The 24243-nt window shown below is 63.6% G+C and carries 21 protein-coding genes; 10 read left to right on the top strand and 11 right to left on the bottom strand.

The window, feature by feature from the left end; translation table 11 throughout:
* Window positions 1-203: 203 nt before the first annotated feature.
* The 3 genes from uvrA to IVA82_RS20295 form a co-directional block, all read right to left on the bottom strand.
* Entirely contained in the window at window positions 204-3185 is a 2982-nt protein-coding gene (gene uvrA / locus IVA82_RS20305; RefSeq protein ID WP_247388044.1) for an excinuclease ABC subunit UvrA, read from the bottom strand.
* Between the two features lie 288 nt (window positions 3186-3473).
* On the bottom strand, window positions 3474-4163 hold the full coding sequence (locus IVA82_RS20300; RefSeq protein WP_247388042.1) for an outer membrane protein: 690 nt from the start codon (window positions 4161-4163) through the stop codon (window positions 3474-3476).
* A 229-nt stretch (window positions 4164-4392) separates the two neighbouring features.
* Entirely contained in the window at window positions 4393-5154 is a 762-nt protein-coding gene (locus IVA82_RS20295; protein ID WP_247388040.1) for an outer membrane beta-barrel protein, read from the bottom strand.
* A gap of 448 nt (window positions 5155-5602) precedes the next feature.
* Here IVA82_RS20295 and IVA82_RS20290 point away from each other — a divergent pair, with 448 nt between their 5' ends.
* On the top strand, window positions 5603-6097 hold the full coding sequence (locus IVA82_RS20290) for a single-stranded DNA-binding protein (protein ID WP_247388037.1): 495 nt from the start codon (window positions 5603-5605) through the stop codon (window positions 6095-6097).
* Window positions 6098-6561: 464 nt separating this feature from the next.
* Window positions 6562-9291, top strand: coding sequence for a DNA gyrase subunit A (gene gyrA / locus IVA82_RS20285; RefSeq protein WP_247493487.1), 2730 nt, complete (start codon window positions 6562-6564; stop codon window positions 9289-9291).
* A 98-nt stretch (window positions 9292-9389) separates the two neighbouring features.
* Here the strand turns inward: gyrA and IVA82_RS20280 are convergent, their stop codons facing one another.
* The 3 genes from IVA82_RS20280 to IVA82_RS20270 form a co-directional block, all read right to left on the bottom strand.
* Window positions 9390-10478, bottom strand: a complete 1089-nt coding sequence (locus IVA82_RS20280) for a serine hydrolase (protein ID WP_247388017.1) — start codon at window positions 10476-10478, stop codon at window positions 9390-9392.
* Between the two features lie 198 nt (window positions 10479-10676).
* Window positions 10677-12530 (bottom strand): KUP/HAK/KT family potassium transporter, encoded by a 1854-nt coding sequence (locus IVA82_RS20275; RefSeq protein ID WP_247388086.1) that lies wholly within the window; start codon window positions 12528-12530, stop codon window positions 10677-10679.
* A 191-nt stretch (window positions 12531-12721) separates the two neighbouring features.
* Window positions 12722-12979 (bottom strand): hypothetical protein, encoded by a 258-nt coding sequence (locus tag IVA82_RS20270; protein WP_247388016.1) that lies wholly within the window; start codon window positions 12977-12979, stop codon window positions 12722-12724.
* Window positions 12980-13227: 248 nt separating this feature from the next.
* On the opposite strand from IVA82_RS20270, the gene coaD reads away from it, so the two are divergent.
* The 5 genes from coaD to queA all read left to right on the top strand — a co-directional run bounded on the left by coaD (window position 13228) and on the right by queA (window position 16456).
* Window positions 13228-13725, top strand: coding sequence for a pantetheine-phosphate adenylyltransferase (coaD, locus tag IVA82_RS20265; RefSeq protein ID WP_247388013.1), 498 nt, complete (start codon window positions 13228-13230; stop codon window positions 13723-13725).
* A gap of 35 nt (window positions 13726-13760) precedes the next feature.
* Window positions 13761-14336, top strand: coding sequence for a peptidylprolyl isomerase (locus tag IVA82_RS20260; RefSeq protein WP_247388011.1), 576 nt, complete (start codon window positions 13761-13763; stop codon window positions 14334-14336).
* An 8-nt stretch (window positions 14337-14344) separates the two neighbouring features.
* Window positions 14345-14755, top strand: coding sequence for a TonB C-terminal domain-containing protein (locus IVA82_RS20255; RefSeq protein WP_247388008.1), 411 nt, complete (start codon window positions 14345-14347; stop codon window positions 14753-14755).
* Window positions 14752-15216 (top strand): peptidylprolyl isomerase, encoded by a 465-nt coding sequence (locus IVA82_RS20250; protein ID WP_148739690.1) that lies wholly within the window; start codon window positions 14752-14754, stop codon window positions 15214-15216. Before IVA82_RS20255 ends, IVA82_RS20250 begins: the two co-directional genes overlap by 4 nt.
* A gap of 145 nt (window positions 15217-15361) precedes the next feature.
* Window positions 15362-16456 carry a tRNA preQ1(34) S-adenosylmethionine ribosyltransferase-isomerase QueA gene (gene queA, locus IVA82_RS20245; RefSeq protein ID WP_247388005.1) on the top strand — a complete coding sequence of 365 codons (1095 nt, stop codon included), beginning with the start codon at window positions 15362-15364 and terminating at the stop codon, window positions 16454-16456.
* Between the two features lie 172 nt (window positions 16457-16628).
* Here the strand turns inward: queA and IVA82_RS20240 are convergent, their stop codons facing one another.
* The 4 genes from IVA82_RS20240 to IVA82_RS20225 form a co-directional block, all read right to left on the bottom strand.
* Window positions 16629-17666, bottom strand: a complete 1038-nt coding sequence (locus tag IVA82_RS20240) for an aspartate-semialdehyde dehydrogenase (RefSeq protein WP_247388003.1) — start codon at window positions 17664-17666, stop codon at window positions 16629-16631.
* 279 nt (window positions 17667-17945) lie between these two features.
* On the bottom strand, window positions 17946-18551 hold the full coding sequence (locus tag IVA82_RS20235; protein WP_247388001.1) for a PepSY domain-containing protein: 606 nt from the start codon (window positions 18549-18551) through the stop codon (window positions 17946-17948).
* A gap of 278 nt (window positions 18552-18829) precedes the next feature.
* Window positions 18830-19576 carry a TetR/AcrR family transcriptional regulator gene (locus tag IVA82_RS20230; RefSeq protein ID WP_247387999.1) on the bottom strand — a complete coding sequence of 249 codons (747 nt, stop codon included), beginning with the start codon at window positions 19574-19576 and terminating at the stop codon, window positions 18830-18832.
* 135 nt (window positions 19577-19711) lie between these two features.
* Window positions 19712-20860: a patatin-like phospholipase family protein gene (locus IVA82_RS20225; protein ID WP_247387995.1), complete on the bottom strand. Its 1149-nt coding sequence runs from the start codon at window positions 20858-20860 to the stop codon at window positions 19712-19714.
* Window positions 20861-21089: 229 nt separating this feature from the next.
* Here IVA82_RS20225 and tgt point away from each other — a divergent pair, with 229 nt between their 5' ends.
* Window positions 21090-22238 carry a tRNA guanosine(34) transglycosylase Tgt gene (tgt, locus tag IVA82_RS20220; RefSeq protein WP_247387993.1) on the top strand — a complete coding sequence of 383 codons (1149 nt, stop codon included), beginning with the start codon at window positions 21090-21092 and terminating at the stop codon, window positions 22236-22238.
* 86 nt (window positions 22239-22324) lie between these two features.
* On the opposite strand, the gene IVA82_RS20215 is transcribed toward tgt, so the two are convergent.
* Window positions 22325-22543, bottom strand: coding sequence for a hypothetical protein (locus IVA82_RS20215; RefSeq protein WP_148739682.1), 219 nt, complete (start codon window positions 22541-22543; stop codon window positions 22325-22327).
* A gap of 221 nt (window positions 22544-22764) precedes the next feature.
* Between IVA82_RS20215 and cysK the strand changes: the two genes are divergently transcribed.
* Window positions 22765-23742, top strand: coding sequence for a cysteine synthase A (gene cysK, locus IVA82_RS20210; protein ID WP_247387992.1), 978 nt, complete (start codon window positions 22765-22767; stop codon window positions 23740-23742).
* A gap of 3 nt (window positions 23743-23745) precedes the next feature.
* Window positions 23746-23985, top strand: coding sequence for a BrnA antitoxin family protein (locus tag IVA82_RS20205; RefSeq protein ID WP_247387991.1), 240 nt, complete (start codon window positions 23746-23748; stop codon window positions 23983-23985).
* The last annotated feature ends 258 nt before the right edge of the window (window positions 23986-24243 follow it).

Here is a 24243-nt window from a genome sequence, read left to right as displayed (position 1 = left end):
GTTTTTCGCCGTCATCGACGTATCCCCTCGGATCCTCATTTCGCGCCCGGGTTGGAGATACTCAATTAAATTCTTGATATGCTCGCGCGAAATGTCCGAGTCGGTCGCGAACGGGGCGACGATTTGGTAGACCGACTTGACCTTCATTGAGGAGGCGTCATGGAGGAGTGGCTCTTAGCGCTGCTGCGCGTCGTTGACAGACCTCACTCCGCCGCCTCGCTCGCCGTCCTTCGCCGCTTCGGCTTCCTTGCCTTCGCCAGCACCGGCGCCAGAAACTTCCCCGTATAGCTCCGCGGCGCTTTCGCGATGTCTTCCGGCGGGCCCCAGGCGACGATCTCGCCGCCGCCGTCGCCGCCTTCGGGGCCTAAGTCGATGACCCAGTCGGCGGTCTTGATGACTTCCAGATTGTGCTCGATCACGACGACCGTGTTGCCCTGCGCGACCAGCTCGTGCAGCACCTCCAGCAGCTTCTTGACGTCGTGGAAGTGCAGGCCGGTGGTCGGCTCGTCCAGGATGTAGAGCGTGCGGCCGGTGGCGCGCTTCGAGAGTTCTTTCGCCAGCTTGACGCGCTGGGCTTCACCGCCCGACAGGGTCGTCGCCTGCTGGCCGACGTGGATGTAATCGAGGCCGACGCGGTGCAGGGTCTGAAAGGTCTCGCGCACGCGCGGCACCGCCTTGAAGAACTCGGCAGCTTCCTCGACGGTCATGTCGAGGACGTCGGCGATGCTCTTGCCTTTGAAGAGCACTTCGAGCGTCTCGCGGTTGTAGCGCTTACCCTTGCAGACGTCGCAGGTGACGTAGACGTCGGGCAGGAAGTGCATCTCGATCTTGATGACGCCGTCGCCCTGGCAGGCTTCGCAGCGGCCGCCCTTGACGTTGAACGAGAAACGGCCGGGCTCGTAGCCGCGCGCCTTGGATTCGGGCAAGCCGGCGAACCACTCGCGGATCGGCGTGAAGGCGCCGGTGTAGGTCGCAGGATTCGAGCGCGGGGTGCGGCCGATCGGCGACTGGTCGATGTCGATGATCTTGTCGATGTGCTCGAGGCCTTCGATGCGATCGTGGGGCGCGGCGCCTTCGCTGGCGTTGTTCAGTTTGCGGGCGATGGCGCGGTACAACGTGTCGATCAGCAGCGTTGACTTGCCGCCGCCGGAAACGCCGGTGACGCAGGTGAACAGGCCGAGCGGAATCTCCGCGGTGACGTTCTTGAGGTTATTGCCGCGCGCGTTCACCACCTTGATGGTGCGGCGATGGTTTGGCGGGCGCCGCTCCGGCACCTCGACCTCGAGCTCGCCGGTGAGATATTTGCCGGTGAGCGATTTCGGGTTGCGCATGATCTCGGCAGGCGTACCCTCGGCGATGATGTTGCCGCCATGCATGCCGGCGCCGGGACCGATGTCCAGGACATGGTCGGCGAGCAGGATGGCATCTTCGTCATGCTCGACGACGATCACGGTATTGCCGAGATCGCGCAGGCGCTTGAGCGTATCGAGCAGGCGCGCGTTGTCGCGCTGATGCAGCCCGATCGACGGCTCGTCCAGCACGTATAGCACGCCGGTCAGGCCCGAGCCGATCTGCGAGGCGAGGCGGATGCGCTGGCTCTCGCCGCCGGACAGCGTGCCGGAGGAGCGCGAGAGGGTGAGATAGTTGAGGCCGACGTCGAGCAGGAAGGTCAGGCGCTCGCGGATCTCCTTGAGGATGCGGCCGGCGATCTCGTTCTGCTGGGTGTTCAGCGCCTCCGGCACGGTCTCGAACCAGGCGCCGGCGCCCTTGACCGACAGCTCCGAGATGTCGCCGATATGCTTGCCACCGATCTTGACGCAGAGCGCCTCGGGCTTCAGCCGAAAGCCCTTGCAGGCCTCGCAGCGCACGTCGTGGAAATACTTCGCGAGCTCCTCGCGCGCCCACTCGCTCTCGGTCTCGCGATAGCGGCGGTTGATGTTGGTGATGACGCCCTCGAACGGCTTCTTGGTGTCATAGGAGCGCACCCCGTCCTCGTAGGAGAACTTGATCTCGTCCTCGCCGGAGCCATAGAGGATCGCGTCTTTCGTCTTCTTCGCAAGATCCTTCCACTTGGTGTCGAGCGTGAACTTGTAGTGCTTGCCGAGCGCGGTCAGCGTCTGCACGTAATAGGGCGATGACGACTTGGCCCAGGGCGCGATCGCGCCCTTGCGCAACGTTACATCCTTGTCGGGGACGACGAGATCCTCGTCGACATGCTGCTCGACGCCGAGCCCGCCGCAGGCGGGGCAGGCGCCGTAGGGGTTGTTGAAGGAAAACAGTCGGGGCTCGATCTCCGGAATGGTGAAGCCGGAAACCGGGCAGGCGAACTTTTCCGAGAACAGCATGCGCTCGGGACCGCTCTTGTCGTGGATCTTTGCGGTCTTCTTTTTCTCTTCCGCAGGCGCCGCCGCTCCCGGCGCCTCGGCGAACTCGACGACGGCGAGGCCTTCGGCGAGCTTCAGCGCGGTCTCAAAGCTTTCGGCGAGGCGCTGGCCGATGTCGGGCCGCACCACGATGCGGTCGACGACGACGTCGATGTCATGCGGGAATTTCTTGTCGAGCGTCGGCGCCTCGGCGAGCTCGTAGAAGGTGCCGTCGATCTTGACGCGCTGAAAGCCCTTCTTGAGCCATTCGGCGAGTTCTTTCCGGTATTCGCCCTTGCGGCCGCGCACGACCGGCGCGAGCAGATAGAGGCGGGTACCCTCGGGCAGCGCCAGCACGCGGTCGACCATCTGCGACACGGTCTGGCTTTCGATCGGCAGGCCTGTGGCGGGCGAGTAGGGCACGCCGACGCGCGCCCACAACAGGCGCATGTAGTCGTAGATCTCTGTCACCGTGCCGACGGTCGAGCGCGGGTTCTTCGAGGTCGTCTTCTGCTCGATCGAGATCGCCGGCGACAGGCCGTCGATTTGGTCGACGTCCGGCTTCTGCATCATCTCAAGGAACTGGCGGGCATAGGCCGAGAGCGATTCGACGTAGCGGCGCTGGCCCTCGGCATAGATGGTGTCGAAGGCGAGCGAGGATTTGCCGGAGCCGGAGAGGCCGGTGAACACCACGAGCTTGTCGCGGGGAATCTCGACGTCGACATTCTTGAGGTTGTGCTCGCGCGCGCCACGGATCGTAATTGCGCGCAGGCTTGAGCCCGCGTTCTGCTGTTGGCGCTTCGCCTTGATCACTTCATCCATCCTGGTGGTCCTCAAGGAATCCCAAAGGCGCGCGATCGCGCCAACGAAAAAGGCGCGCTTCGCCCGGAACCGGGATCGGCGCCGATGGGTATGGTCAGCGAACGTAGGAAGAACGGCGACGGATTTCCAGTGGGGTTTGCGAATCGTCAACGGATTGTTGGCGCGCTGGCGGCATCTGGCAGCAGCAGGGCCTGGAACAGTCCCGAAGAGCCGCTGCGGCGCCGCGCGAAAACAAAAAGGCCGGCGCAAGGCCGGCCTTTCGTAACGCGATGGCGTTGGAAGCGAAGATCAGTACTTCGCGACCACCGGGCCCCCGAAGTGATAGTTCACGCCGACCTGCACGGTGTGGAAGTTGAGCGTGCCGGTGGGCAGGGCGCCAGAGAAGTAGGTCTCGCCGCCGAGGCTGCGATAGAGGTACTCGCCCTTGACCGACCACTGCGGAGCGAAGAACGCTTCGACGCCCGCACCGACGGTCCAGCCGGAGTGCCACTTGCTGTCCGAGGCGGTCACGCCGAGCGCGGAGAGGCTGAGCTTGTTGTCGATCCAGGCGTAACCGCCGGTGCCGTAGAACAGGACCTGATTGACGGCGTAGCCGATGCGGCCGCGCACGGTGCCCATGGCATCGGTCTTCGAGCTCAGTGTGGTGGAGACAACACCGAAGCCGGGGACAGCGACGGGGCCGGTCGCCGAAGCGCTGACGTCAGCCCAGGCGCCATCAGCCTCGACACCGAACACGACGTTGCCGGTCTGCCAGTTGTAGCCGGCAGTGCCGCCGACGAAGCCGCCCTTCATCTTCGGGTCGCCCGAGCCGTTCTCCCAGGCGCCGCCGCCGACGATACCGAGGTAGAAGCCGGTCCAGTTGTAGACCGAGGCCACAGCCACCGGAGCCTTGGTGTAGGGGCGAGCCGCGAGATCGGCCGCCGAAGCCGGAGCGGCGAGTGCGAACAAACAGGCCGAAGCCAACAAAACTTTTTTCATTTTCAACTTAATCCCAGTCCCAGTTTCTATTGTTGCCTTCCGCGAGCGGAAAGACATCGGACGCTGTGGTCCAACTGAGGTCGTGCATACACCGTTGAAGCCGCAAGTTGTGTACCCGAAAAGCCACGGTATGCTGAAAGGTAGTGCTGGCTGCCCTATTCGTGCCGCCTGTGCAGCAAAAAGGCCGGCGCGAGGCCGGCCTTTGATCGTGAGCAGTATCAGAGGGATCTCAGTACTTCGCGATCACCGGACCACCCCAGCGATAGTTGACGCGGATGAGGCCCATGTCGACGTCCTGACGGATACGCTCGGTCTGAACGAACGCACCGCCAAACGTGAAGTCGACGTTACGATTGCCGAGGAAAATGTGATTGTACTCGAAGCCTACAGACCAGTTCGGAGCGAAGCCGAACTCGAGGCCCGCACCAACGGTGCCGCCCCAGCGGGTTTCGCGAGCCGAGCCGAACACCGTACCGGCACCTACGAACCCTGGTGCGACGAGAAGGTCATATTTGTCGTTAACCACCGCAGCGCCGCCCTTCACGTAGAGCAACACATTGTTCCAGGCATAGCCAACCTGGCCGGTTATCAGGCCGAAAGCATCGATTCGCGTACGATCCTGCTGAAACGCTAGAGTCGGGCTGATGTTGTCTCCGCGGAAGTCAGCCCAGTTGCCTTGGCCTTCGACACCGAACACCCAATTCGCGGACTGCCAGCGGTACCCGATCTGGCCACCGACTGTGCCGCCGGTCGCGTCATGGCAGCCATCGGTGACGAGAGCGCCGCCTGCGGGAGGCACAAAGTCCCAGCAGTTGCGGCTCGAGCCGCCACCGCCGTTGATGCCGATGTAGAAGCCGCTCCAGTCATAGATGGTGGCGACCATCGGCGCCGGAGCCTTGGTGTAGGGACGCGCGGCGAGATCCGCCGCGCTGGCGGGAGCCGACAGCCCCAACGCCACCGCACCGATTGCACCAAGTAAAATCTTGTTCATTGCAAGTCTCCCCATTGTCGTCCGCTTCTCGAGACCCTCGAAGCGGCGGATCAGGCGCAACGCCCATGAATTAACTGCGAGGCAAGGCTAACCCAATCGAGTGGCAGAGTCCGTTCCCGAAATGCAACAGTCGTGGGACATTAGAGACACCTCTAACTTGATGAATGTTAAGTTGTTTTGCTCGTTTGCGGGAACCCAAAAAGGTTCCATTCGGCGCCGTGAATTTTTTCGGTCACGGGGCAGCCATAGCGTCCTGCATTCGCGCATCAACCTCCGAAGAACAAATCTGGAACAGAATTCAGATCGGTGCTATATGTGGGGATAACCTGAGGGGATACGGGCTGATCGGCCCCTGCGAAGCGTATAGGGTCCACGACAGGGTAGCGGCGGAGCGCGGGCGCGCGGCCCGGCCTTTTGAATTCAGTGGCATTCGGAGTGGAGAGCGGCGATGGCGGGAAGCGTCAACAAGGTCATTCTGGTCGGTAACCTCGGCAAGGATCCGGAGATCCGGCGCACTCAGGACGGGCGGCCGATTGCGAATTTGAGCGTTGCGACCTCGGAGACTTGGCGCGACAAGGCGACCGGCGAGCGCAAGGAAAAGACCGAGTGGCACCGTGTCGTGATCTTCAATGAAGGTCTGTGCAAGGTTGCCGAACAGTACCTGAAGAAGGGCGCCAAGATTTACGTCGAGGGCGCGCTTCAGACCCGCAAATGGACCGACCAGAGCGGTGTGGAGAAATACTCGACCGAGGTGGTGCTTCAGGGCTTCAACTCGACCCTCACGATGCTCGACGGCCGCAGCGGTGGCGGAGGCGGCAGCTTTGGCGATGAGCCGGGCGGCGATTTCGGCTCCTCTGGTCCCGTCAGCAGCGCGCTGCGCCGCCCGGTGGCCGCCGCTGGAGGTGGCCGCAACAGCGACATGGACGACGATATCCCGTTCTGAGGCTAACGCAGGGGCATTCCTCCTCCGGCTGCCGCGCGTAGAACGACAGGAGTTCGCACCAATTCGCGGGTGAGGTGTGGTTTTCGGGCTAGCCTCATCCCTTGCCTCAGTTTGACGCTGGATGAGGCTTGTGCCCGCTGCCTGAGGCCGCTGGGCCACAGCGCCATTCGCCATAGCTCCATCCGCGGCGTGAGCGCGACCATCACCGGATCATGATCTTGCTCGCGTTTGGTGGTGGCGGGCCTGGCCGCGCCGGGGCCACGGCCCATCATGCACGGCGTGATTTTCAGGGTGTGCCGGGCAGCTCCGGACGATCCGTTCCAGCCCGCTGAATGCCGTGGCGGGGAGCGCGTAAGTCTCTGGAAAAACAGTCGGAAAAAGCGCTTCCCTGAACTTCGCAAGGGTGGTTATGAGGGCTTCGATGCGCTATATGATTCCCAGATAAATACTCACCGGATTCCCCTTTGGCTGACGACGACAAGAAGCCCGGCGACCAGCTGGCGCAACCCTCGGACATTCGCCCCGTCTCCATCTTCGAGGAGATGAAAAAGTCCTACCTCGATTACGCCATGAGCGTGATCGTGGCGCGTGCGCTGCCCGATGCCCGCGACGGACTGAAGCCGGTGCACCGCCGCATCCTGTACTCGATGCACGAGCAAGGGCACACGCCAGATAAGAAGTACGTCAAGTCCGCCCGCGTGGTCGGCGACGTCATCGGTAAGTATCATCCGCACGGCGACCAGTCGATTTACGACGCGATGGTCCGCATGGCGCAGGACTTCTCGATGCGCGTGCCGCTGATCGACGGTCAGGGCAATTTCGGCTCGGTCGATGGCGATCCGCCTGCCGCCTATCGTTACACCGAAGCGCGTCTCACGCGATCCGCGCTGGCTCTGTTGGCCGATATCGACAAGGACACCGTCGATTTCCAGCCGAACTACGATAACAACGAGACCGAGCCGTCGGTTCTTCCGGCCAAGTTCCCGAACCTTCTGGTCAACGGCGCGGGCGGCATCGCAGTCGGAATGGCCACGAACATTCCGCCGCATAATCTCGGCGAGGTCATCGATGCCTGCGTGGCGCTGATCGACAATCCCGCGCTCACCATTGACGAGCTGATCAACATCGTTCCCGGACCGGATTTTCCAACTGGCGGCGTCATTCTCGGACGCGCCGGCATCCGCGCCGGTTATCACCTCGGCCGCGGCTCGGTGATGATGCGCGGCAAGGTCACGATCGATACCATTCGCAAGGAGCGTGAGGCGCTCATCGTCACCGAAATTCCGTACCAGGTGAACAAGGCGACGATGGTGGAGCGCATCGCCGAGCTGGTCAAGGAGAAGAAGATCGAGGGCATCGCCGATCTGCGCGATGAATCCGACCGCGACGGCTTCCGCGTCGTCATCGAGCTGAAACGCGACGCCGTGCCCGACGTGGTGCTGAACCAGCTCTACAGATTTACGCCGCTGCAGACGAGCTTCGGCGTCAACATGGTTGCGCTCGACAGCGGTCGGCCGCGGATCATGAATCTGAAAGACCTGCTCGCCATCTTCGTCGACTTCCGTGAGCGGGTCGTCACGCGGCGGACCAAGTTCCTTCTGGGCAAGGCGCGCGACCGCGCGCATATCCTGGTCGGCCTGGCGATCGCTGTCGCCAATATCGACGAAATGATTCGTGTCATCCGTACCTCACCGGACCCGACCACAGCACGCGACACCCTGATGTCGCGCGACTGGCCGGCCCGGGACGTCGAGGACATGCTGACCCTGATCGATGACCCGCGCCACCGCATCAGCGAGGACGGCACGATCCGGCTGTCGATGGAGCAGGCCAGGGCTATTCTCGATCTGCGCCTGCAGCGCCTCACAGCACTCGGCCGCGACGAGATCCGCGAAGAGCTCGACACGCTCGCCGGCGAAATTGCCGATTATCTCGACATCCTGCGCTCACGCGCTCGCGTGCTTGATATCGTCAAGACCGAGCTTGCCGAGGTGAAGGCCGAGTTCGCGACCCCGCGCCGGACCGTGATCATCGAGCAGGAGGGCGAGGTCGAGGACGAGGACCTGATCCAGCGCGAGGACATGGTGGTCACCGTGTCGCACGCCGGCTACGTCAAGCGCGTGCCGCTTTCGGCCTATCGGGCGCAGCGCCGCGGTGGCAAGGGCCGCGCCGGCATGCAGACCCGCGACGAGGATTTTGTCTCGCGCCTGTTCGTGGCCTCCACGCATACGCCGGTGCTGTTCTTCTCCTCGCGCGGCCAGGTCTACAAGGAAAAGGTCTGGCGGCTGCCGATGGCCGCGCCGAACGCGCGCGGCAAGGCGCTGATCAACATCCTGCCGCTGGAGCAGGGCGAGCGCATCACCACCATCATGCCGTTGCCGGAGGACGAATCGACCTGGGGCAACCTCGACGTGATGTTCGCGACTACCGGCGGCAATGTCCGCCGCAACAAGCTGTCCGACTTCGTTGACGTCCGCCGCTCCGGCATCATCGCCATGAAGCTCGACGACAACGAAGCGATCGTCGACGTGCAGATCTGCACCGAGCACGACGACGTGCTGCTCACTGGCGCCGGCGGCCAGTGCATCCGCTTCCCCGTCACCGACGTGCGCGTGTTCACCGGGCGCACCTCGATGGGCGTGCGCGGCATTGCGCTGGCTGAGGGCGACAAGGTGATTTCGCTGGCGATTTTGCGCCATGTCGAGACAACTTCGGACGAACGCTCGGCCTATCTGAAGATGCGCCGCGCCGTGGCCGGCGAGGCGGCGACGGAGGAGCCTGCGGCGGATGTCGAGGCCGAGGAGACCTCGGGCAGCTTCCAGCTCGCCCAGGAACGCTATATCGAGATGTCGGCGCAGGAGCAGGTCGTGCTGACCGTCTCCGTCAACGGCTTCGGCAAGCGGACCTCGTCCTACGAGTACCGCACCACGGGCCGCGGCGGCAAAGGCATCGTCGCCATGAACGTCAACAACCGCAACGGCAACCTTGTGGCCTCGTTCCCGGTCGAGGACGCCGACCAGATCATGCTGGTCACCGACAAGGGCCAGCTGATCCGCTGCCCGGTCGAAGATATCCGCATCGCCGGCCGCTCGACGCAAGGCGTGATCGTGTTCGACACCGCCGAGGACGAGCATGTCGTCTCGGTCGAGCACATCACGGAAGAGGCGGAGAGCAACGGCGCGAATGGCGATTGACGATCTGAAGAGCCGCCGATTGATGCATTCCGTCTAGGCTCTTCGCGGCACCGTCCGCCTCTTGTCCGAGTGAAGCGCCGCACGACGTCGCTTCCGGTTCAGCCCGGAAGCGACGTCGCGCGTAAGACGTCCCTGAAAACCCCGTACTGCACTTGAAAGGCTCGCGGACTGTAGTCCTGGTAGTGTCCCGTAGTGACTACGACAACGAGATCGAGCTCCGGGACAATGCGGATCGACTGCCCGCCTCGACCAAGCGCGCCAACCCAGTGAATATCACGGCCGTTGAGCCGGGAGCGACCGAGCCACCACAAATATCCATACAACTGATCGTCGGTGGCCTTGAGCTTCGGTGCCGTCGATGTTTCGATCCATGCCTTCGAAACGATCTGGCGGTCGTTCCAGCGGCCGCCCGCTAGGATGAACTGTCCGATCTTCGCCATGTCGCGCGGTCTTAGACGCAAGCCGCCGCCGGCATCGGTATCGCCTCTGACCCTCGCCCACTGTGTGTTGGTTATTCCCAAAGGCTCGAACAGCGTCGCGCGCGCAAATTCGTCGAGAGGGCGTCCCGTTGCCTTACGGACAATGGCCGATACCAGCGTGAGCGCACCAGTACTGTAGAAGAACTCTTGCCCTGCCGCGGCCGTCACCGAGCGGCCAAGCACGTAACGACATGGGTCCCAAGCCATGTGCATGCGCGCCTCATCGTTGTTGTAATCTCCAGTGGCCGGAGTTGCCTCCACCCACTCCAGACCCATCGACATGCTGAGCACGTGCAATAGCTGGATGCGGTCCTTTTCGGGCGAACGCAAGTCAGACAATTCGGGGAAGAAGCTGAAGATCGGTTCATTGACACTGCGTATGAGTCCCCGATCGATCGCGATCCCGACTGCAAGGGATGCCACGCTCTTCGAGACCGACTTCATATTGTGGAGCGTACCGGCGTCAAAGGTGACGTTTTCCACCCGATGGCCATAAAAACGGCCGGGAATCTCATCGTCACCCCTGAAGTAGCGCTCGAAAACAAGCTTGCCGCTGCGCGCGACCACAGCGGCGTGCATGGTGGTGTTGGCCGCGAGTCGATCAGTCATCCTGCAGAGCGCAGGGCGATCAATGAGCTTGTCCTCGTTGACGGGGGCGACCGGCCAACCATCGTCTTGCGAGACCGGAACACCGCAGCCGTCGGGCATATCGGCGCACACACGCCAGGCGGTGGTGGTGCCAGCGCAGCTCCACCGAGGAGGGAAATAAAGTGGCGCCGTTTCATTGGAACTTCGCGCTCGACCTTTTCGATGGTCTCGACATCCGCAGGAGCGGATTCGCGCCTGCACGCTCGTTGGCGAGAATCCCGGATTACGCTGGCGCTCCATCCAGGCTACACACTCTAGCTAAATCTCCAGCTCCGTTCCGAACTCCACCACCTGCTTGGTCGGCACGCCGAAGAAGGCAGCCGAGCGTTCGGCGTTGCGCTGGAGGAAGGCGAACAGGGTTTCGCGCCAGACCCACATGCCCGGCACGTCCTCGCGCGGGATGATGGTCTCGCGGCCGACGTAATAGGTGATGTCGGAAAGGTCGATGCCGGGCAGCTTGCCCTGCCGGCAGGTGAGCGTCAGCCCCTCATAGATGGTCGGGTTCTGCATGAAGCCGTAATGCAGTATGACGCGGGTGATGCCGGGGATGATCTCGATCACCTCGGCGCGTTCCTCGTCGGCGATGTGCGGCAATTCCTCGATCAGGACGGTGACGAGGACGACACGCTCGTGCAGAACGTGGTTGTGCTTGACGAATTGCGTCAACGCCAGCGGCACGCCTTTCGGTGCCGAGGCGAGGAACACGGCGGTGCCGGGGAGGCGGGCACTGCACTTGTTGACTGCAGTTTCGATCAGGTCCTCCTCAGGCTGTCGCAGCTTGCCGCGGGCGGCCTCGACGAGCTTCACGCCAGCGCGCCAGGTCAGCATCAGGAACGCGACGAGGGCCGCCAGCAGCAGCGGAAACCAGCCGCCTTCGAACAGCTTGATCGAATTGGCCGAGAAGAAGATCACGTCGATCACAAAGAAGAAGCCGTTTACCGCGACCACGAGCCACGGCGAATAACCCCACTGGATCGCGACCAGGGCGGCGAGCAGCGTGGTGATCGCCATCAGCAGCGACACTGCGATGCCATAGGCGCCTGCAAGCGCATCCGAGGTGCCGAAGCTGAGCACCGCCCCTAACGTTGCGGCCGCCAGCAGCCAGTTCACCAAGGGCACGTAGATCTGGCCGATCGCAGCGCTCGTGGTGTGACGGATCAGCATGCGCGGCAGGAAGCCGAGCTGGATCGACTGCTGCGTTAGCGAGAACACGCCGGAGATGATCGCCTGCGAGGCGATCACCGTCGCGACTGCGGAGAAGGCGACCAGCGGATAGTGCAGGGCATCGGGGCAGAGCTGGAAGAACGGATTCTCGATCATCGTGGGATCGGTGATCAGGAGCGCAGCCTGGCCGAAATAGTTCAGCACCAGCGCAGGCAGGCAGACCGCGAACCAGGCGAGCCGGATCGGCAGGCGCCCGAAATGCCCCATGTCGGCATACATCGCCTCGCCGCCGGTCACCGCCAGGAATGCGGCGCCCAGGATCGCGAAGGAGACATGGAAATCCTGGTGGATCAGGAAGTCGAAGGCATAGAGCGGGCTGAGCGCGGCCAGCACCGCCGGCGCCTTGACGATGCCGTGGATGCCGAGCGCGGCGAGCACGATGAACCAGGCCATCATCACCGGCCCGAAGATGCGGCCGATGAATCCCGTGCCCTGCTTCTGCATCATGAACAGGCCGATCAGGATGGCGACGGTCACTGGCACCACGACCGGTGCGAGCGAGGGCGCATCCACCTTGAGACCTTCGATCGCGCTCAGCACCGAGATGGCAGGCGTGATCGCGCCGTCGCCATAGAGCAGGGCGGCGCCGACGAGGCCGACAACCAACAGATGGGCGCGCCATGTGCCGGGCTGGGCATGGCGGGCATGCAGCAGCGCCAGCAGCGCGACGATGCCGCCTTCGCCGCGATTGTCCGCGCGCAGGATCAACAGCGCATATTTCAGCGAGATGATCAGCAGCAGCGCCCAGAGGATCAGCGAGGCAATCCCCAGGACAGCTTCGGGAGCGAGGGTGGCGCCATGGGCGGCCGCCTTGGCGGCTTCCTTCAGGGCGTAGAGGGGGCTGGTGCCGATATCGCCATAGACCACCCCGAGGGCGCCCATGGTCATGGCAAGCGGCAGCGGATCAGGATGATGGCCGGAAGCGACAGCGGGCGTACTGGACAAAAGCGAACCCCCCAAGGGTTCGCGCCCAACGGGCCATTCCGCCGGGCGCGAGCATCAGCCAGTCTGCGACGAGACGTCGCAAATATCCATGGGGTTCATACTGGGATGAGATGACGCGAAGCTGACAGACCCGACTACGGGGTGCGGTCGGCGCTCACGAGGCGAGCCTCGCGGACATTGGTCTTGGTGCCGGCGCGGCGCAGGCAGGAGGCTTCAAAGTTCGGCCAGGCCTGCTGCGAGCAGTCCTTGCCGATGGTGCGGATGTCGAGGCGGTCGCTTTTAGCGAGTACTTGCGGCACGCTGGCTTCGACGGTCGGAGCAAAGCCGGGCAGAAGGGTGAGGGCTGCGGCAACACACGCGGAGAGTGCGATCGCTGAAAGAGCCTTGATCATTGACGGTCCCCTGTAATGTGGCCACTACGCCCAGCGTGCGGCCTGTCATTTGTTGGCCGGATTAGTAACCATGGCCAGTTTCCGGACGTCTTCGCGGGCGCGTGAAATGGTTTCGTTTGCGCTTCCTTTGTTTCGTCGCCGCTCCCAGGACGAAACAAAGGAAGGGGATTCCGACATGGTTTTGCGGGAAAACGGGCAGAAAACCTGCCCGGCTTGCCGGGCCGGGCCGGGCGCGGTAGGAGGAAGCCATGCCGCGCATCGCCTTCTATCCGGGTTCCTTCGACCCCATCACCAACGGCCATCTGGATGTGGTCCGGCATGCCGTTCCCCTCTGCGACAGGCTGGTGGTCGCGATCGGGGTCCATCCCGGCAAGAAGCCGCTGTTCTCGACCGAGGAGCGCCTGCAGATGCTCCACGATATCTGCGGGCCGCTGGCGGCCGCGGCCGGCTGTGCTCTCGAGGCCACCACCTTTGACGACCTTTCCGTGACCGCCGCGCGCAAGCATGGCGCGACCATCATGATTCGCGGTTTGCGCGACGGCACCGATCTCGACTACGAGATGCAGCTCGCCGGCATGAACGAGGCCATGGCGCCGGAGGTGCACACGGTCTTCCTGCCGGCTTCCCCCATGGTCCGCCCGATCACCGCCACACTAGTGCGCCAGATCGCAGCCATGGGCGGAGATGTTTCGACATTCGTGCCGCCGCTCGTCACAAGCCTGCTCAAGGCCAAATTCGCCGGGTAACGGCGCTTCTTCATCTCACCTGATCCGGAGTTTTCATGATCCGTCGTCTCGCAATCCTTGCCACGATGTTTGCCGCGCTCCTCGGCGTGGTCCCGGCCGGCGCACAGACCCTGCCGGCGGGTCTCGACAAGGCTAACGCCATTGTTATCGACACCACCAAGGGGCGCATCGTCATCAAGCTGCGGACCGATCTTGCGCCCCAACACGCCGAGCGTATCAAGCAGCTCGCGCGCGAGGGTTATTACAACAACGTGCCGTTCCATCGCGTGATGGACGGCTTCATGGCGCAGACCGGCGACGGCCAGAACTTCAACGGCACCGGCGGCTCGAAATATCCGAACCTGAAGCAGGAATTCTCCAAGGTGCATTTCGCACGCGGCATCGTCGGCATGGCCCGGCGCGGCGACAGCGTCGATACCGCCAACTCGCAGTTCTTCATCATGTTCGCCGACGGCGGCAGCCTCGACAATCAATACACCGTGGTCGGCGAAGTCGTGCAGGGCATGGACGTCGTCGACAAGCTGAAGAAGGCTCCTCCCGGTTCGAGCGGCGGCACAGTCACCGATCCCGACAAGATGGTGAAGGTGCAGGTCGCTTCCGACATTAAATAGGAGAGGCGATGGCGCGTTGCGGCGACAAGCTGCTGGTAGCTGCCGCGGCGCTTCTGCTCGGCACCTTCGGCGCGGCCGCCGAGGACGCGCGGGTCAATACTATCCAGGAGATATTCCAGCATCTGCGCACCTGCTGGAAGCCCCCCCCGGTGGCCAAGGCTCGCCCCATCGACATCACCGTCGTCGTGAGCTTCAACCGGGACGGAAACATTCTGGGCCATCCGAGGATTAGTTATGAATCCGCTGAGGCCTCCGACGATGACCGGCTGCAATACCGGATCGCGGTGATGGAGGCATTGCAACGCTGCACGCCGATGCCATTTACCGATGCGATGGCCGGCGCCGCTGCGGGGCGTCCATTCGCGATCCAGTTTCGCAACCGGAAGAGTTCACCCCCAACCCAAGAGAGACGAGTATGAGCGCCACCGAAAACACCCTGATCCTCGAAACCACGCAGGGCCCCGTCACCATCGAGATGCGGCCCGACCTCGCTCCCGGCCACGTTGCTCGCATCAAAGAGCTCGTGCGCGAAGGCTTTTACGACGGCATCGTGTTCCACCGTGTCATCGACGGCTTCATGGCGCAGACCGGCTGCCCGCACGGCACCGGCACCGGCGGCTCGGGTAAGAAGCTGAAGGCCGAGTTCAACAAGGAACCGCATGTGCGCGGCGTTACCTCGATGGCCCGTGCGGCGAGCCCCGACTCCGCCGACAGCCAGTTCTTCATCGTTTTCGACGACGCCCGCTTCCTCGACAACCAGTACACGGTGTGGGGCAAAGTCACCGAGGGCATGGAGAACGTCGACAAGATCAAGCGCGGCGAGCCGGTGCAGAACCCCGACAAGATCGTCAAGGCGCGGATGGCGGCGGACGCGGCATAGCCGCTCGACCCTCATCCTGAGGAGTGCGGAACGCGCGTCTCGAAGGATGAAGGCCCCCGCTGCTGCAGTTCGGCCTTCATGGTTCGAGACGGCGCTACGCGCCTCCTCACCATGAGGGCTGACTGTGTTGCGCCAGGCACCAATCATGCGCACCGATCTCTTCGACTTCGATTTGCCCGCTGAGCGCATCGCCCTGCGCCCGGCGCATCCGCGCGACTCCGCAAAGATGCTGGTCGTGGAGAACGGCATGCTATGCGATCAGGCCATCTCGGACCTGCCGCAATGGCTCAAGCCGGGCGACCAGCTCGTCGTCAACGACACCAAGGTGATCGCGGCGCAGCTCAAGGGCCGCCGCATCGGCCGCGAGACCGAGCGGAAGATCGAGGCGACGCTGATCAAGCGCCTCGACGGTTCGCGCTGGCAGGCGCTAGTGAAGCCCGCCAAGAAACTAGTTGCCGGCGACCGCATCCGCTTCGGCAATGAAGGCAAGGTGTGCCTGCTCGGTCATCTCGATGCCGAGGTCGAGGCCAAGGGCGCGGAAGGTGAGGTGACGCTGTCGTTCTCGTTCCACGGCCCGGCGCTCGACCAGGCGATATCAGATCTCGGCAGCCCGCCGCTGCCGCCCTACATTGCCTCCAAGCGCACGCCTGACGATCAGGATCTCACCGACTACCAGACGATGTTCGCGGCGCATGAAGGCGCTGTCGCCGCGCCGACCGCGGGCCTGCATTTCACGCCTGCGCTGGAACAGGCGGTGCGCGACCGCGGCGTCGATATCAGCCGCGTCACGCTGCATGTCGGGGCAGGGACGTTCCTGCCCGTGAAGGTGGACGACACCGAAGGCCACAAGATGCACGCCGAGTGGGGGACGATCTCGGCGGAGACGGCGGAGAGGCTCAACACCGCGCGGAAGAACGGCGGCCGCATCGTCGCTGTCGGCACCACGTCGCTGCGGGTCTTGGAAAGCGCCGCCGCCGCGGATGGCGCCATCCAACCCTTTGCGGCCGAGACGTCGATCTTCATCACGCCGGGCTATCGCTTTCGCGCGGTCGATATTTTGCTGACCAATTTCCACCTGCCGAAGTCGACGCTTTTCATGCTGGTGTCGGCGTTCTCCGGGCTCGAGACGATGAAGCAGGCGTATGCGCACGCGATCGCGAACGGCTACCGGTTCTATTCGTATGGCGATGCGTGCCTGCTGTTCCGGGCGGAGAAATTGGCGGCAATCGTAAATACATAACCGTCACCCCCGCGCAATGGCGAAGCCATTGTCGCTGGAGGTGCTCGCCCCTTCGGCGAGCCTCGAAGGGCGACGGCCACAGGCGGGGCCTCCATCCTTCGAGGCTCGCTCTGCGGCGCAATTGCGCCGCAGAGTTCGCACCTAAGGATGACGGATCGGGAATTCGTCCGCGCTACGCCATGACCCGCTGCGGCAGCAGCTCGGCGATCTGCACCGCGTTCAGCGCCGCGCCCTTGAGCAGCTGATCCGCCGCCACGAACATCGAGATCGAATGCCCGGAGGGATCGCTGAGGTCCTTGCGGATGCGGCCGACCAGGACGTCGTCCTGACCCGAGGCGTCGATCGGCATCGGGAAGTAGTTCTTGGCGCGGTCGTCGACGATCTTCACGCCGGGTGCCTGCGCCATGATGGCGCGGACCTGGTCCTCGGTGATTGGCTTTTCGCATTCGAAGGTGATGGCCTCGCAATGGGCTCGCAGCACCGGCACGCGGACGCAGGTGACACCGATCGCGATCTTGTCGTCCTCGAAGATCTTGCGGGTCTCGTTGATGACCTTGGTCTCCTCATCATTGTAGCCGGTCTCGGGATCGACCGCGGTGTTGTGGTTGAAGAGGTTGAAGGCATAGGGGTGCGGCATCACCTTGGGCGTATAAACCTGACCGTTGAGATTGGCGCGGGTGGACTCCACAAGCTCGTCCATGGCAGCGGCGCCGGCGCCGCTGGCGGCCTGGTAGGTCGAGATGATCACGCGCTTGATGCGGTTGTTCTGGTGGATCGGCCAGAGCGGCACCAGCGCGGTGATCGCGGCGCAGTTCGGGTTGGCGATGATGCCCTTGTGGTCGCGGATGCGGTTCGCGTTGATCTCGGGGATCACCAGCGGCACGTTCGGATCCATCCGGAAGGCGGAGGAGTTGTCGACCACGACCGCGCCAGCCTTGACCGCGATCGGCGCGTACGTCTTCGATATGCCGCCACCGGCGGAGAACAGCGCAATGTCGACGCCGTCAAAGGCGCGCTCGGTCAGCTCCTCGATCACGACGTTCTGGCCGCGGAACGATACCGTCTTGCCGGCCGAGCGGGCGCTGGCCAGCGCCTTGAGCTTGCCGATGCGAAAGCCGCGCTTGTCCATGGTGGCGATGAATTCGGCGCCCACCGCACCGGTGACGCCGACAATCGCGACGACGGGATCGTTACTCACATTCTCCTCCATTCAAGTTGAGCATGATCTTGTCGGAAAACCGGATTCCACCTTTCCGGATCATGCTGTGAGCTGAAGACAACAAAAAAGCCCCGGACCATCGTGGGCGGGGCTTCGGTAGAGCTGATGCGTTTTAGTCGACGACTACGCGCGCACGCCTCCCCGGGCCCCGAAGGCCGTGGTGGTTTTGGTCGTGCGTTTGGTGGTTGCGAACATGGCGGCGACTTATGCGGGAGAGTTTTGCGCCCGTCAACGGCTTTTCGGCGGGATTGTGGGCGACGGACCCCGACGCTATTTTGCCCGGGCGCCCGGCGGCTCGAGGATGACTTCCTTGAGGTCGTCGCCGCTGATGACGACGATCGCGAAGTTGAGCCGTCCGCGTTCGCGCACCAGACCGCCGCTGATGGCCTTGCCGGATGCTGCTTGCTCGGCGACGCGCACCGCATCCGCGAGGCGGTGCCTGATGGCGCCGAGCGCCGCGAGATTGCTGCGATCGTCCAGATCGAGCTCGGTCAGGGGGAGGGCGGCTTCCCCGCCGACGAGCTCGCCGGTCGAGGCATTGATGGTATGGCGCCAGATCCGATCATTGTGCAGGGTCTTCACCCTGTAGACCGGCACACCTGCGCCGCCGTCGAAACTCACATCCGCAGTGGTGGCGCCAGCATGCCGCGCCTCGGCAATGGCCATGGCCTGGCGCAGCGAGATCGACGAGCTGCGGAAGCGTTCGATCTCGCGGCTCACTGTCTGGCGGTCGGTCTCGGCATCACCATCTGTCTGGCTGTTGAGAGTGGTAGGCGTGCCGTCGGCCGTGCCGATCGCGCGCGCCGGAGCTGCGATCAGCAGCCCCGACAGGGCGATCGCGAGCAACTTCCAGGAGCGTAATCGTACCGCCTTCATGCTCGATATATCTGGCATGTTCAAAACCTTTGGCCGGCAGATGGCCGGACGATCGCAAAGAAGTCGCGGCCGACCATGGGCAGCGGCCGGCCGCGCATCGTAGCAACGGGTTGTACCCCGTCGCGGCGACCTAAGTCTGAAAGGCGGTCCGCACCGCTTTGGGGCTGGTGAAAAAGGGCCCGGACCCGGTGTTATAACAAAACCATACCGTATCGTTTTATTTCGGTCAACGGCGCAACCGTGAGCCCCGTGGGATAGATCGCAAGCTCACGGAATTGTTAGCGGGTGGGGCGGCGCCGCCGCGTAGCTTTGGCTGCATCCTGGACGCGGTCCGCAGGCCCGAGCGCACCGGCCAGGAACAGCCTGATTGCCGCGCGCATCCGCTTTTCGGCGGATTTGATTTCCGTCGGCATTCCAAACGTCGCCATACGGTGGGTGTGGCCGACGACGACGTCGAGAAACACTTCGGCTGCAATGGTGGTGTCCTCGACGTCGAGGGCGCCTTGCGCCACCAGATGATCGAAGAAGCGCGCGGTCGTGGCGACAGCCTTGAGCCAACCTTCTTCCTTGCCGAGCTTGGCGATGTCGGGAAAATTGATGGCCTGTGACGTCATCATGCGGCTGAAGGCCATGGCGTCGGATCCGCAGGTAAAGGTCAGCATCTCCCGCCCGATCTCCACCAGGCGCTGTTCGGCCGAGACACTGGACGAACTGCCGAGCTGCATCTCGGCGGCTGCGGACAGCGGCGCAAGCCAACGCTCGATCTCGCGCCTGAATACGGCGGCAAACAATCCGCGCTTGTCGCCGTAACGGGCATAGACTGTGGGCTTGCTGACCCGGGCCGCTTCAGCGACCGCATCGAGTGAGGTCGCGTCGAAGCCGCGATCCAGGAACAGGCGGGTGGCGACCTCGATCAACCGCTGATCACGCTCGATCGCGGCGCTTTTCGTCGGCCGGCCGCCGCGAGATTTCGGCACTTCGCGCCGCGGCGCGGCTGGCCTTGTCCTGGTCGCGGTCAATCCCATGCCCGATGATTCCTGCGCGTTCCTGACAATCGTCATTGCTCTATAACGCGCGGCAGCCGGGGCGTCATGGCGAATCTGGCCGAATTGGCCGTATCGTCAACGGTCTCGGTACGGCGTCGTTCCCCTGGCGCCATCTCAAGGGAGCGTCGAAGTCCAGGCCTGGCCGGCTGCGGCTTTCTCGTAGCCGTACTGATAGAGCGCCCGCATATAGGCGGTATCGAATCCTTCCGAGGCCGGTGCCGGATAGTCGCGCGCGATGTAGGAAAGGTGGAAGCCCAGCTGGTTGCGCTTGGCGAAATCGTAGGTCGAGAAGATGATGGAGCGCGTCTGCGACTGCGTGATCGAGGACAGGCTGCGTGAGGCGACGTCGATCGTGCCGTTTGCGACGAGCTCGAAGTTGCGCTCGATCTTCTTGTTGACCAGGATGTAGATGTCCATCTTCGCGTTGCCGGGCAGGCGCCCCTGGAACAGCAGGGCCTCCGGCAGCGTCAGCACCGGGGCCGTCACGCCGCCGTCGACATGCATCTCCTGAAACCTGTGTCCCTGGCCTTCAGCCTCAATCAGGATCGGCGGAAACACCAGCGGAATGCTGGCGGAGGCCGCCATAACATCGCGAAACAGCTTGAGCGCCTCGGGCGTGCCGACCGCGGCGATCTTGCCCATGTCCCAGATCGCGGTCCGCTGGGTGTCGAGATCGGTGGTGACCACCAGCAGCCTTCGGCCCTTGCCATATTCGCGCGCGACCTGCGCCAGGATCTCCGGCCCGACATAGCGCGCCACCAGCTCGCGCAGCCGCGTATTGCCGAACAGGCCGGATCCGAACAGCACCCGCATGATGCTCGGGTCGTTCAGCAGGCTCTCCGCGATGCCACTGGTGTAGACGTCCTTCAGCGTGTCGTCGTATTGCGGCCCGAGAAACGCAAAGGGCGCAATCAGGCCGCCGGTGCTCACGCCCGAGACGACCGAGAAGGTCGGTCGCGTGCCCGCCGCGGTCCAGCCGTTCAGCACGCCGACGCCATAGGCGCCATCGGCCCCGCCGCCGGAGAGCGCCAGATAGCTCCTCGTCGCCGGGAAGTTGAACTTCGTGATGGGCTCGTCGGTGTAGCGTCTCAAACCGTCGATATCGAGCACGCGTGAACTGCTGGCATCGGCCGCGGTGTAGGGCGTCCGCGGCAGCGACGTGCAGGCGCCCAGCGCAAGGCTGTACGCGAGCACGGCGGATCCGAGCAGGCGAAGGCCGGTTCTCGAGAGGATCGAGTCAGTCTGGGCACAAGGGGAAGGCATCCGCCGTCAATCACCGTCTACGCTACGCCGCCGGGCGTTTCCGCCAAACGCTGGGCATTCCCCCATTTTGGCCCCGCTGATAGAACTATACCGTATCGTTTTGTTTAACAAGCGGTCATGTGCGGGCGCTTGCACGGTTCAATTGTGTCCGGCCTCGGGCGGATAGGACCGCCGCGGCTCAAGAACTGGGCGGTTGATTGGCCTCTCCCGACACGCAATAAGCACCGTCATGAGTCTTCCCGCTGACAGTCTTCCCAATGATTTCGAACTGCTCGCCACCAATGGCGCCGCGCGCGCCGGGCGCCTGACCACGCCGCACGGTGTGGTGCGGACGCCCGCCTTCATGCCGGTCGGCACCGCCGGTGCGATGAAGGGCATGCACTGGCGCGAGGTGCGCGAGGCCGGCGCGGATATCGTGCTCGGCAACACCTATCATTTGATGCTGCGTCCGGGCGCCGAGCGGATCGCGGCGCTCGGCGGCTTGCAGCGGTTCACCGGCTGGAACGGGCCGATGCTCACGGATTCCGGCGGCTTCCAGGTGATGTCGCTGTCGGACCTGCGCAAGGTCAGCGAGCATGCCGTGACCTTCCGCTCGCATATCGACGGCGCCAAGGTCGAGCTATCGCCGGAGCGCTCGATCGAGGTGCAGCGTTTCCTTGGCTCCGACATCGCCATGCAGATGGACGAATGCGTGCGGCTGCCGGCCGAGCGCGACGACATTGAGCGCGCGATGCGGCTGTCGCTGCGCTGGGCCGAGCGAAGCAAGCGCGCGTTCGAGAGCGCGCCCGCGGGCTACATGCTGTTCGGCATCGTGCAGGGCGGCGACGTGCCGCAGCTTCGTCATGCCAGCGCCCAAGGCCTCGTCGAGATCGGCTTCCACGGTTATGCCATCGGCGGCCTTGCCGTCGGCGAGCCGCAAGCCGTGATGCTGGCGATGATCGACGAGACCGCGCCGGCGCTGCCGTCCAACCGACCCCGCTACCTCATGGGCGTCGGCACGCCCGACGACATCCTCGAGGCAGTGAAGCGCGGCGTCGACATGTTCGATTGCGTGATGCCGACGCGCAATGGCCGGCATGGCGTTGCCTTCACCCGGTTCGGCCAGGTCAACCTGCGCAATGCGCGGCATGCCGACGATCCGCGTCCCCTCGACGACGAGAGCGCATGGCCCTCGACGCGCAACTGCGCGCGCGCGTACCTGCACCATCTGGTCAAGGCCGGCGAAACGCTGGGCGCGATGCTGCTGTCCGAGATCAATATCGCTTACTACCAGTTCCTGATGCAAGGCATCAGGGACGCGATCGCACACGGAAAGTTCGAGGAGTTCTATCAGCGCACGCGCGAAGACTGGGCGAGCGGCGACATCGCCCCGCGCTAGACATGATCCGGAAAGGTGTGGAGCGGTTTTCCCCCGCGACAAACGTGGAACGTGTTTGCGCGGAGATCATGCTCAAACCGCAAAGATCAGTTGCAGAGGAATCGCTGCTTGACGGCGTGTTTGGTCACAAAGCCGTAGCCGCAGGTATCGCAGGTCCAGAGATAGCTGATCACGTGGTCGGAAACATACGCAGAGGCTTCGGCTGCGACCATGGAGTCGGCGCAGACGGGACAAGTCGGCAACTCGCTGCAACGCGGATCGCGACTCGGTGCGATGGTCGACAACACTTCAGCGACAGCTGACATCGTGGTGACCTCTCTGCTTTAAGACGTAAGTCTAACATAAGCAGAATCAGTTGACGAGGTCGCAACACAAATGCGTCGATTTCTGATAATTACAGCTCACGCGATTTTGCGATGCAGCGTACTTAACATGTGCCGCATTGCTGCTTGCGTGTCGTCACAGGCTGTCTGCAACTGCATAAAGCTGCAATCAGCGCGCCGATTGTTGCCACAGGGAGTTCATCATGGACGCATCGTCCAACGCGGGTGCAGCGCACCAACCCGGCCGTGGCCGGATCTATGACTCGATCGTCGAGGCTTTTGGCGACACGCCGATCGTACGCTTGCGCCGGCTGCCGGGCATGCACGGCGTGAACGCGACCATTTTGGCAAAACTTGAATATTTCAATCCGGCTGCAAGCGTGAAGGATCGCATCGGGGCAGCCATGATCATCGCCATGGAGAAGGCGGGGATTATCAAGCCGGATACCGTGCTGATCGAGCCGACCTCGGGCAACACCGGTATCGCGCTGGCCTTCGTGGCCGCCTCGCGCGGCTATCGGCTCAAGCTGGTGATGCCGGAATCCATGTCGATAGAGCGGCGCAAGATGCTGGCGTTTCTCGGCGCCGAACTGGTGCTGACGCCGGCAGCGCAGGGCATGAATGGCGCAATCGCCGCGGCCGAGGAGCTCTTGAAGACGACGTCAAACTCGGTAATGCCACAACAGTTCAAGAACCTCGCCAATCCCGAGGTGCATCGCCGCACCACCGCCGAGGAGATCTGGAACGACACTGGCGGCAACATCGATTTCTTCGTCGCCGGCGTCGGCACCGGCGGCACCATCACCGGCGTCGGCCAGGTACTCAAGCCGCGCAAGGCCTCGTTGCGGGTGGTGGCGGTCGAGCCGGAGGAAAGCCCCGTGCTCTCGGGCGGGCAGCACACCCCGCACAAGATCCAGGGCATCGGCGCCGGCTTCGTGCCCGACATTCTCGATCGCTCCGTGATCGACGAGATCGTCAAGATCAACTCGACGACCGCGATCGAGTTCTCGCGGTCGCTGGCGCGCCACGAGGGCATTCCGGGCGGCATCTCCTCGGGCGCCGCGATCGCTGCGGCCCTCCAGATCGGCAAACGGCCGGAAGCTGAGGGAAAGACCATCCTGGCTATAGTGCCGTCCTTCTCCGAGCGTTATCTTTCGACCGCTCTGTTTGAAGGAATCTAGCACATGGTGGATCAACCGAGGCGGCCGCGGACGTTGGGCGATGCGCGCTCCGAAGCCGAGGCAGCGTTCAAGAAGGTGACGGCCAAGGTCGCCGAAGCGCCAGTGAAAAAGACTATCGTACCCGGCGTTAAGGAGCAGGTCAGCTTGCGGATCGACCAGGACGTGCTGGAGCATTTCCAGGCGGGCGGGCCCGGCTGGCAGGATCGCATCAACGACGCGCTGCGCAAGGCGGCGGGCAAGTAGGCGCTTCGTGCAGCCTCAAACGCGGTCCTCGTTCTAAGGAGACCGCTGAGCGGTCGTCTCGAAGGATGGCCACTGGAGGAACAGGGGCCTTTGTGGTTCGACGCCTCTCACCATGAGGAGCGGAAAAAGGAAAGGCCCGGCGCGAGCCGGGCTTTTGTATTGGTGTGCCGAGCATGTTCGACAGCTTGGAGGTGGAAGTCCTTTACCCAGCCTGATGGCGGCGAAGGGTTAGCGAAGCGCAAGGGCGTCATCGCGAGA

The organism is Bradyrhizobium sp. 142, from assembly GCF_023074015.1.
Classification (GTDB): Bacteria; Pseudomonadota; Alphaproteobacteria; order Rhizobiales; family Xanthobacteraceae; genus Bradyrhizobium.
This window is presented reverse-complemented; position numbering and strand designations above follow the sequence as displayed.

Coding starts and splice junctions, on each gene's coding strand:
- cysK (WP_247387992.1), top strand. CDS start 22,765: ATGGACGCATCGTCCAACGCGGGTGCAGCGCACCAACCCGGCCGTGGC.
- IVA82_RS20250 (WP_148739690.1), top strand. CDS start 14,752: ATGAGCGCCACCGAAAACACCCTGATCCTCGAAACCACGCAGGGCCCC.
- IVA82_RS20280 (WP_247388017.1), bottom strand. CDS start 10,478: ATGCCCGACGGCTGCGGTGTTCCGGTCTCGCAAGACGATGGTTGGCCG.
- IVA82_RS20290 (WP_247388037.1), top strand. CDS start 5,603: ATGGCGGGAAGCGTCAACAAGGTCATTCTGGTCGGTAACCTCGGCAAG.
- IVA82_RS20225 (WP_247387995.1), bottom strand. CDS start 20,860: ATGCCTTCCCCTTGTGCCCAGACTGACTCGATCCTCTCGAGAACCGGC.
- IVA82_RS20295 (WP_247388040.1), bottom strand. CDS start 5,154: ATGAACAAGATTTTACTTGGTGCAATCGGTGCGGTGGCGTTGGGGCTG.
- queA (WP_247388005.1), top strand. CDS start 15,362: ATGCGCACCGATCTCTTCGACTTCGATTTGCCCGCTGAGCGCATCGCC.
- IVA82_RS20270 (WP_247388016.1), bottom strand. CDS start 12,979: ATGATCAAGGCTCTTTCAGCGATCGCACTCTCCGCGTGTGTTGCCGCA.
- IVA82_RS20300 (WP_247388042.1), bottom strand. CDS start 4,163: ATGAAAAAAGTTTTGTTGGCTTCGGCCTGTTTGTTCGCACTCGCCGCT.
- tgt (WP_247387993.1), top strand. CDS start 21,090: ATGAGTCTTCCCGCTGACAGTCTTCCCAATGATTTCGAACTGCTCGCC.
- IVA82_RS20275 (WP_247388086.1), bottom strand. CDS start 12,530: ATGACCATGGGCGCCCTCGGGGTGGTCTATGGCGATATCGGCACCAGC.
- IVA82_RS20205 (WP_247387991.1), top strand. CDS start 23,746: ATGGTGGATCAACCGAGGCGGCCGCGGACGTTGGGCGATGCGCGCTCC.
- coaD (WP_247388013.1), top strand. CDS start 13,228: ATGCCGCGCATCGCCTTCTATCCGGGTTCCTTCGACCCCATCACCAAC.
- IVA82_RS20215 (WP_148739682.1), bottom strand. CDS start 22,543: ATGTCAGCTGTCGCTGAAGTGTTGTCGACCATCGCACCGAGTCGCGAT.
- IVA82_RS20230 (WP_247387999.1), bottom strand. CDS start 19,576: ATGGGATTGACCGCGACCAGGACAAGGCCAGCCGCGCCGCGGCGCGAA.
- IVA82_RS20240 (WP_247388003.1), bottom strand. CDS start 17,666: ATGGAGGAGAATGTGAGTAACGATCCCGTCGTCGCGATTGTCGGCGTC.
- uvrA (WP_247388044.1), bottom strand. CDS start 3,185: ATGGATGAAGTGATCAAGGCGAAGCGCCAACAGCAGAACGCGGGCTCA.
- IVA82_RS20255 (WP_247388008.1), top strand. CDS start 14,345: ATGGCGCGTTGCGGCGACAAGCTGCTGGTAGCTGCCGCGGCGCTTCTG.
- IVA82_RS20235 (WP_247388001.1), bottom strand. CDS start 18,551: ATGAAGGCGGTACGATTACGCTCCTGGAAGTTGCTCGCGATCGCCCTG.
- IVA82_RS20260 (WP_247388011.1), top strand. CDS start 13,761: ATGATCCGTCGTCTCGCAATCCTTGCCACGATGTTTGCCGCGCTCCTC.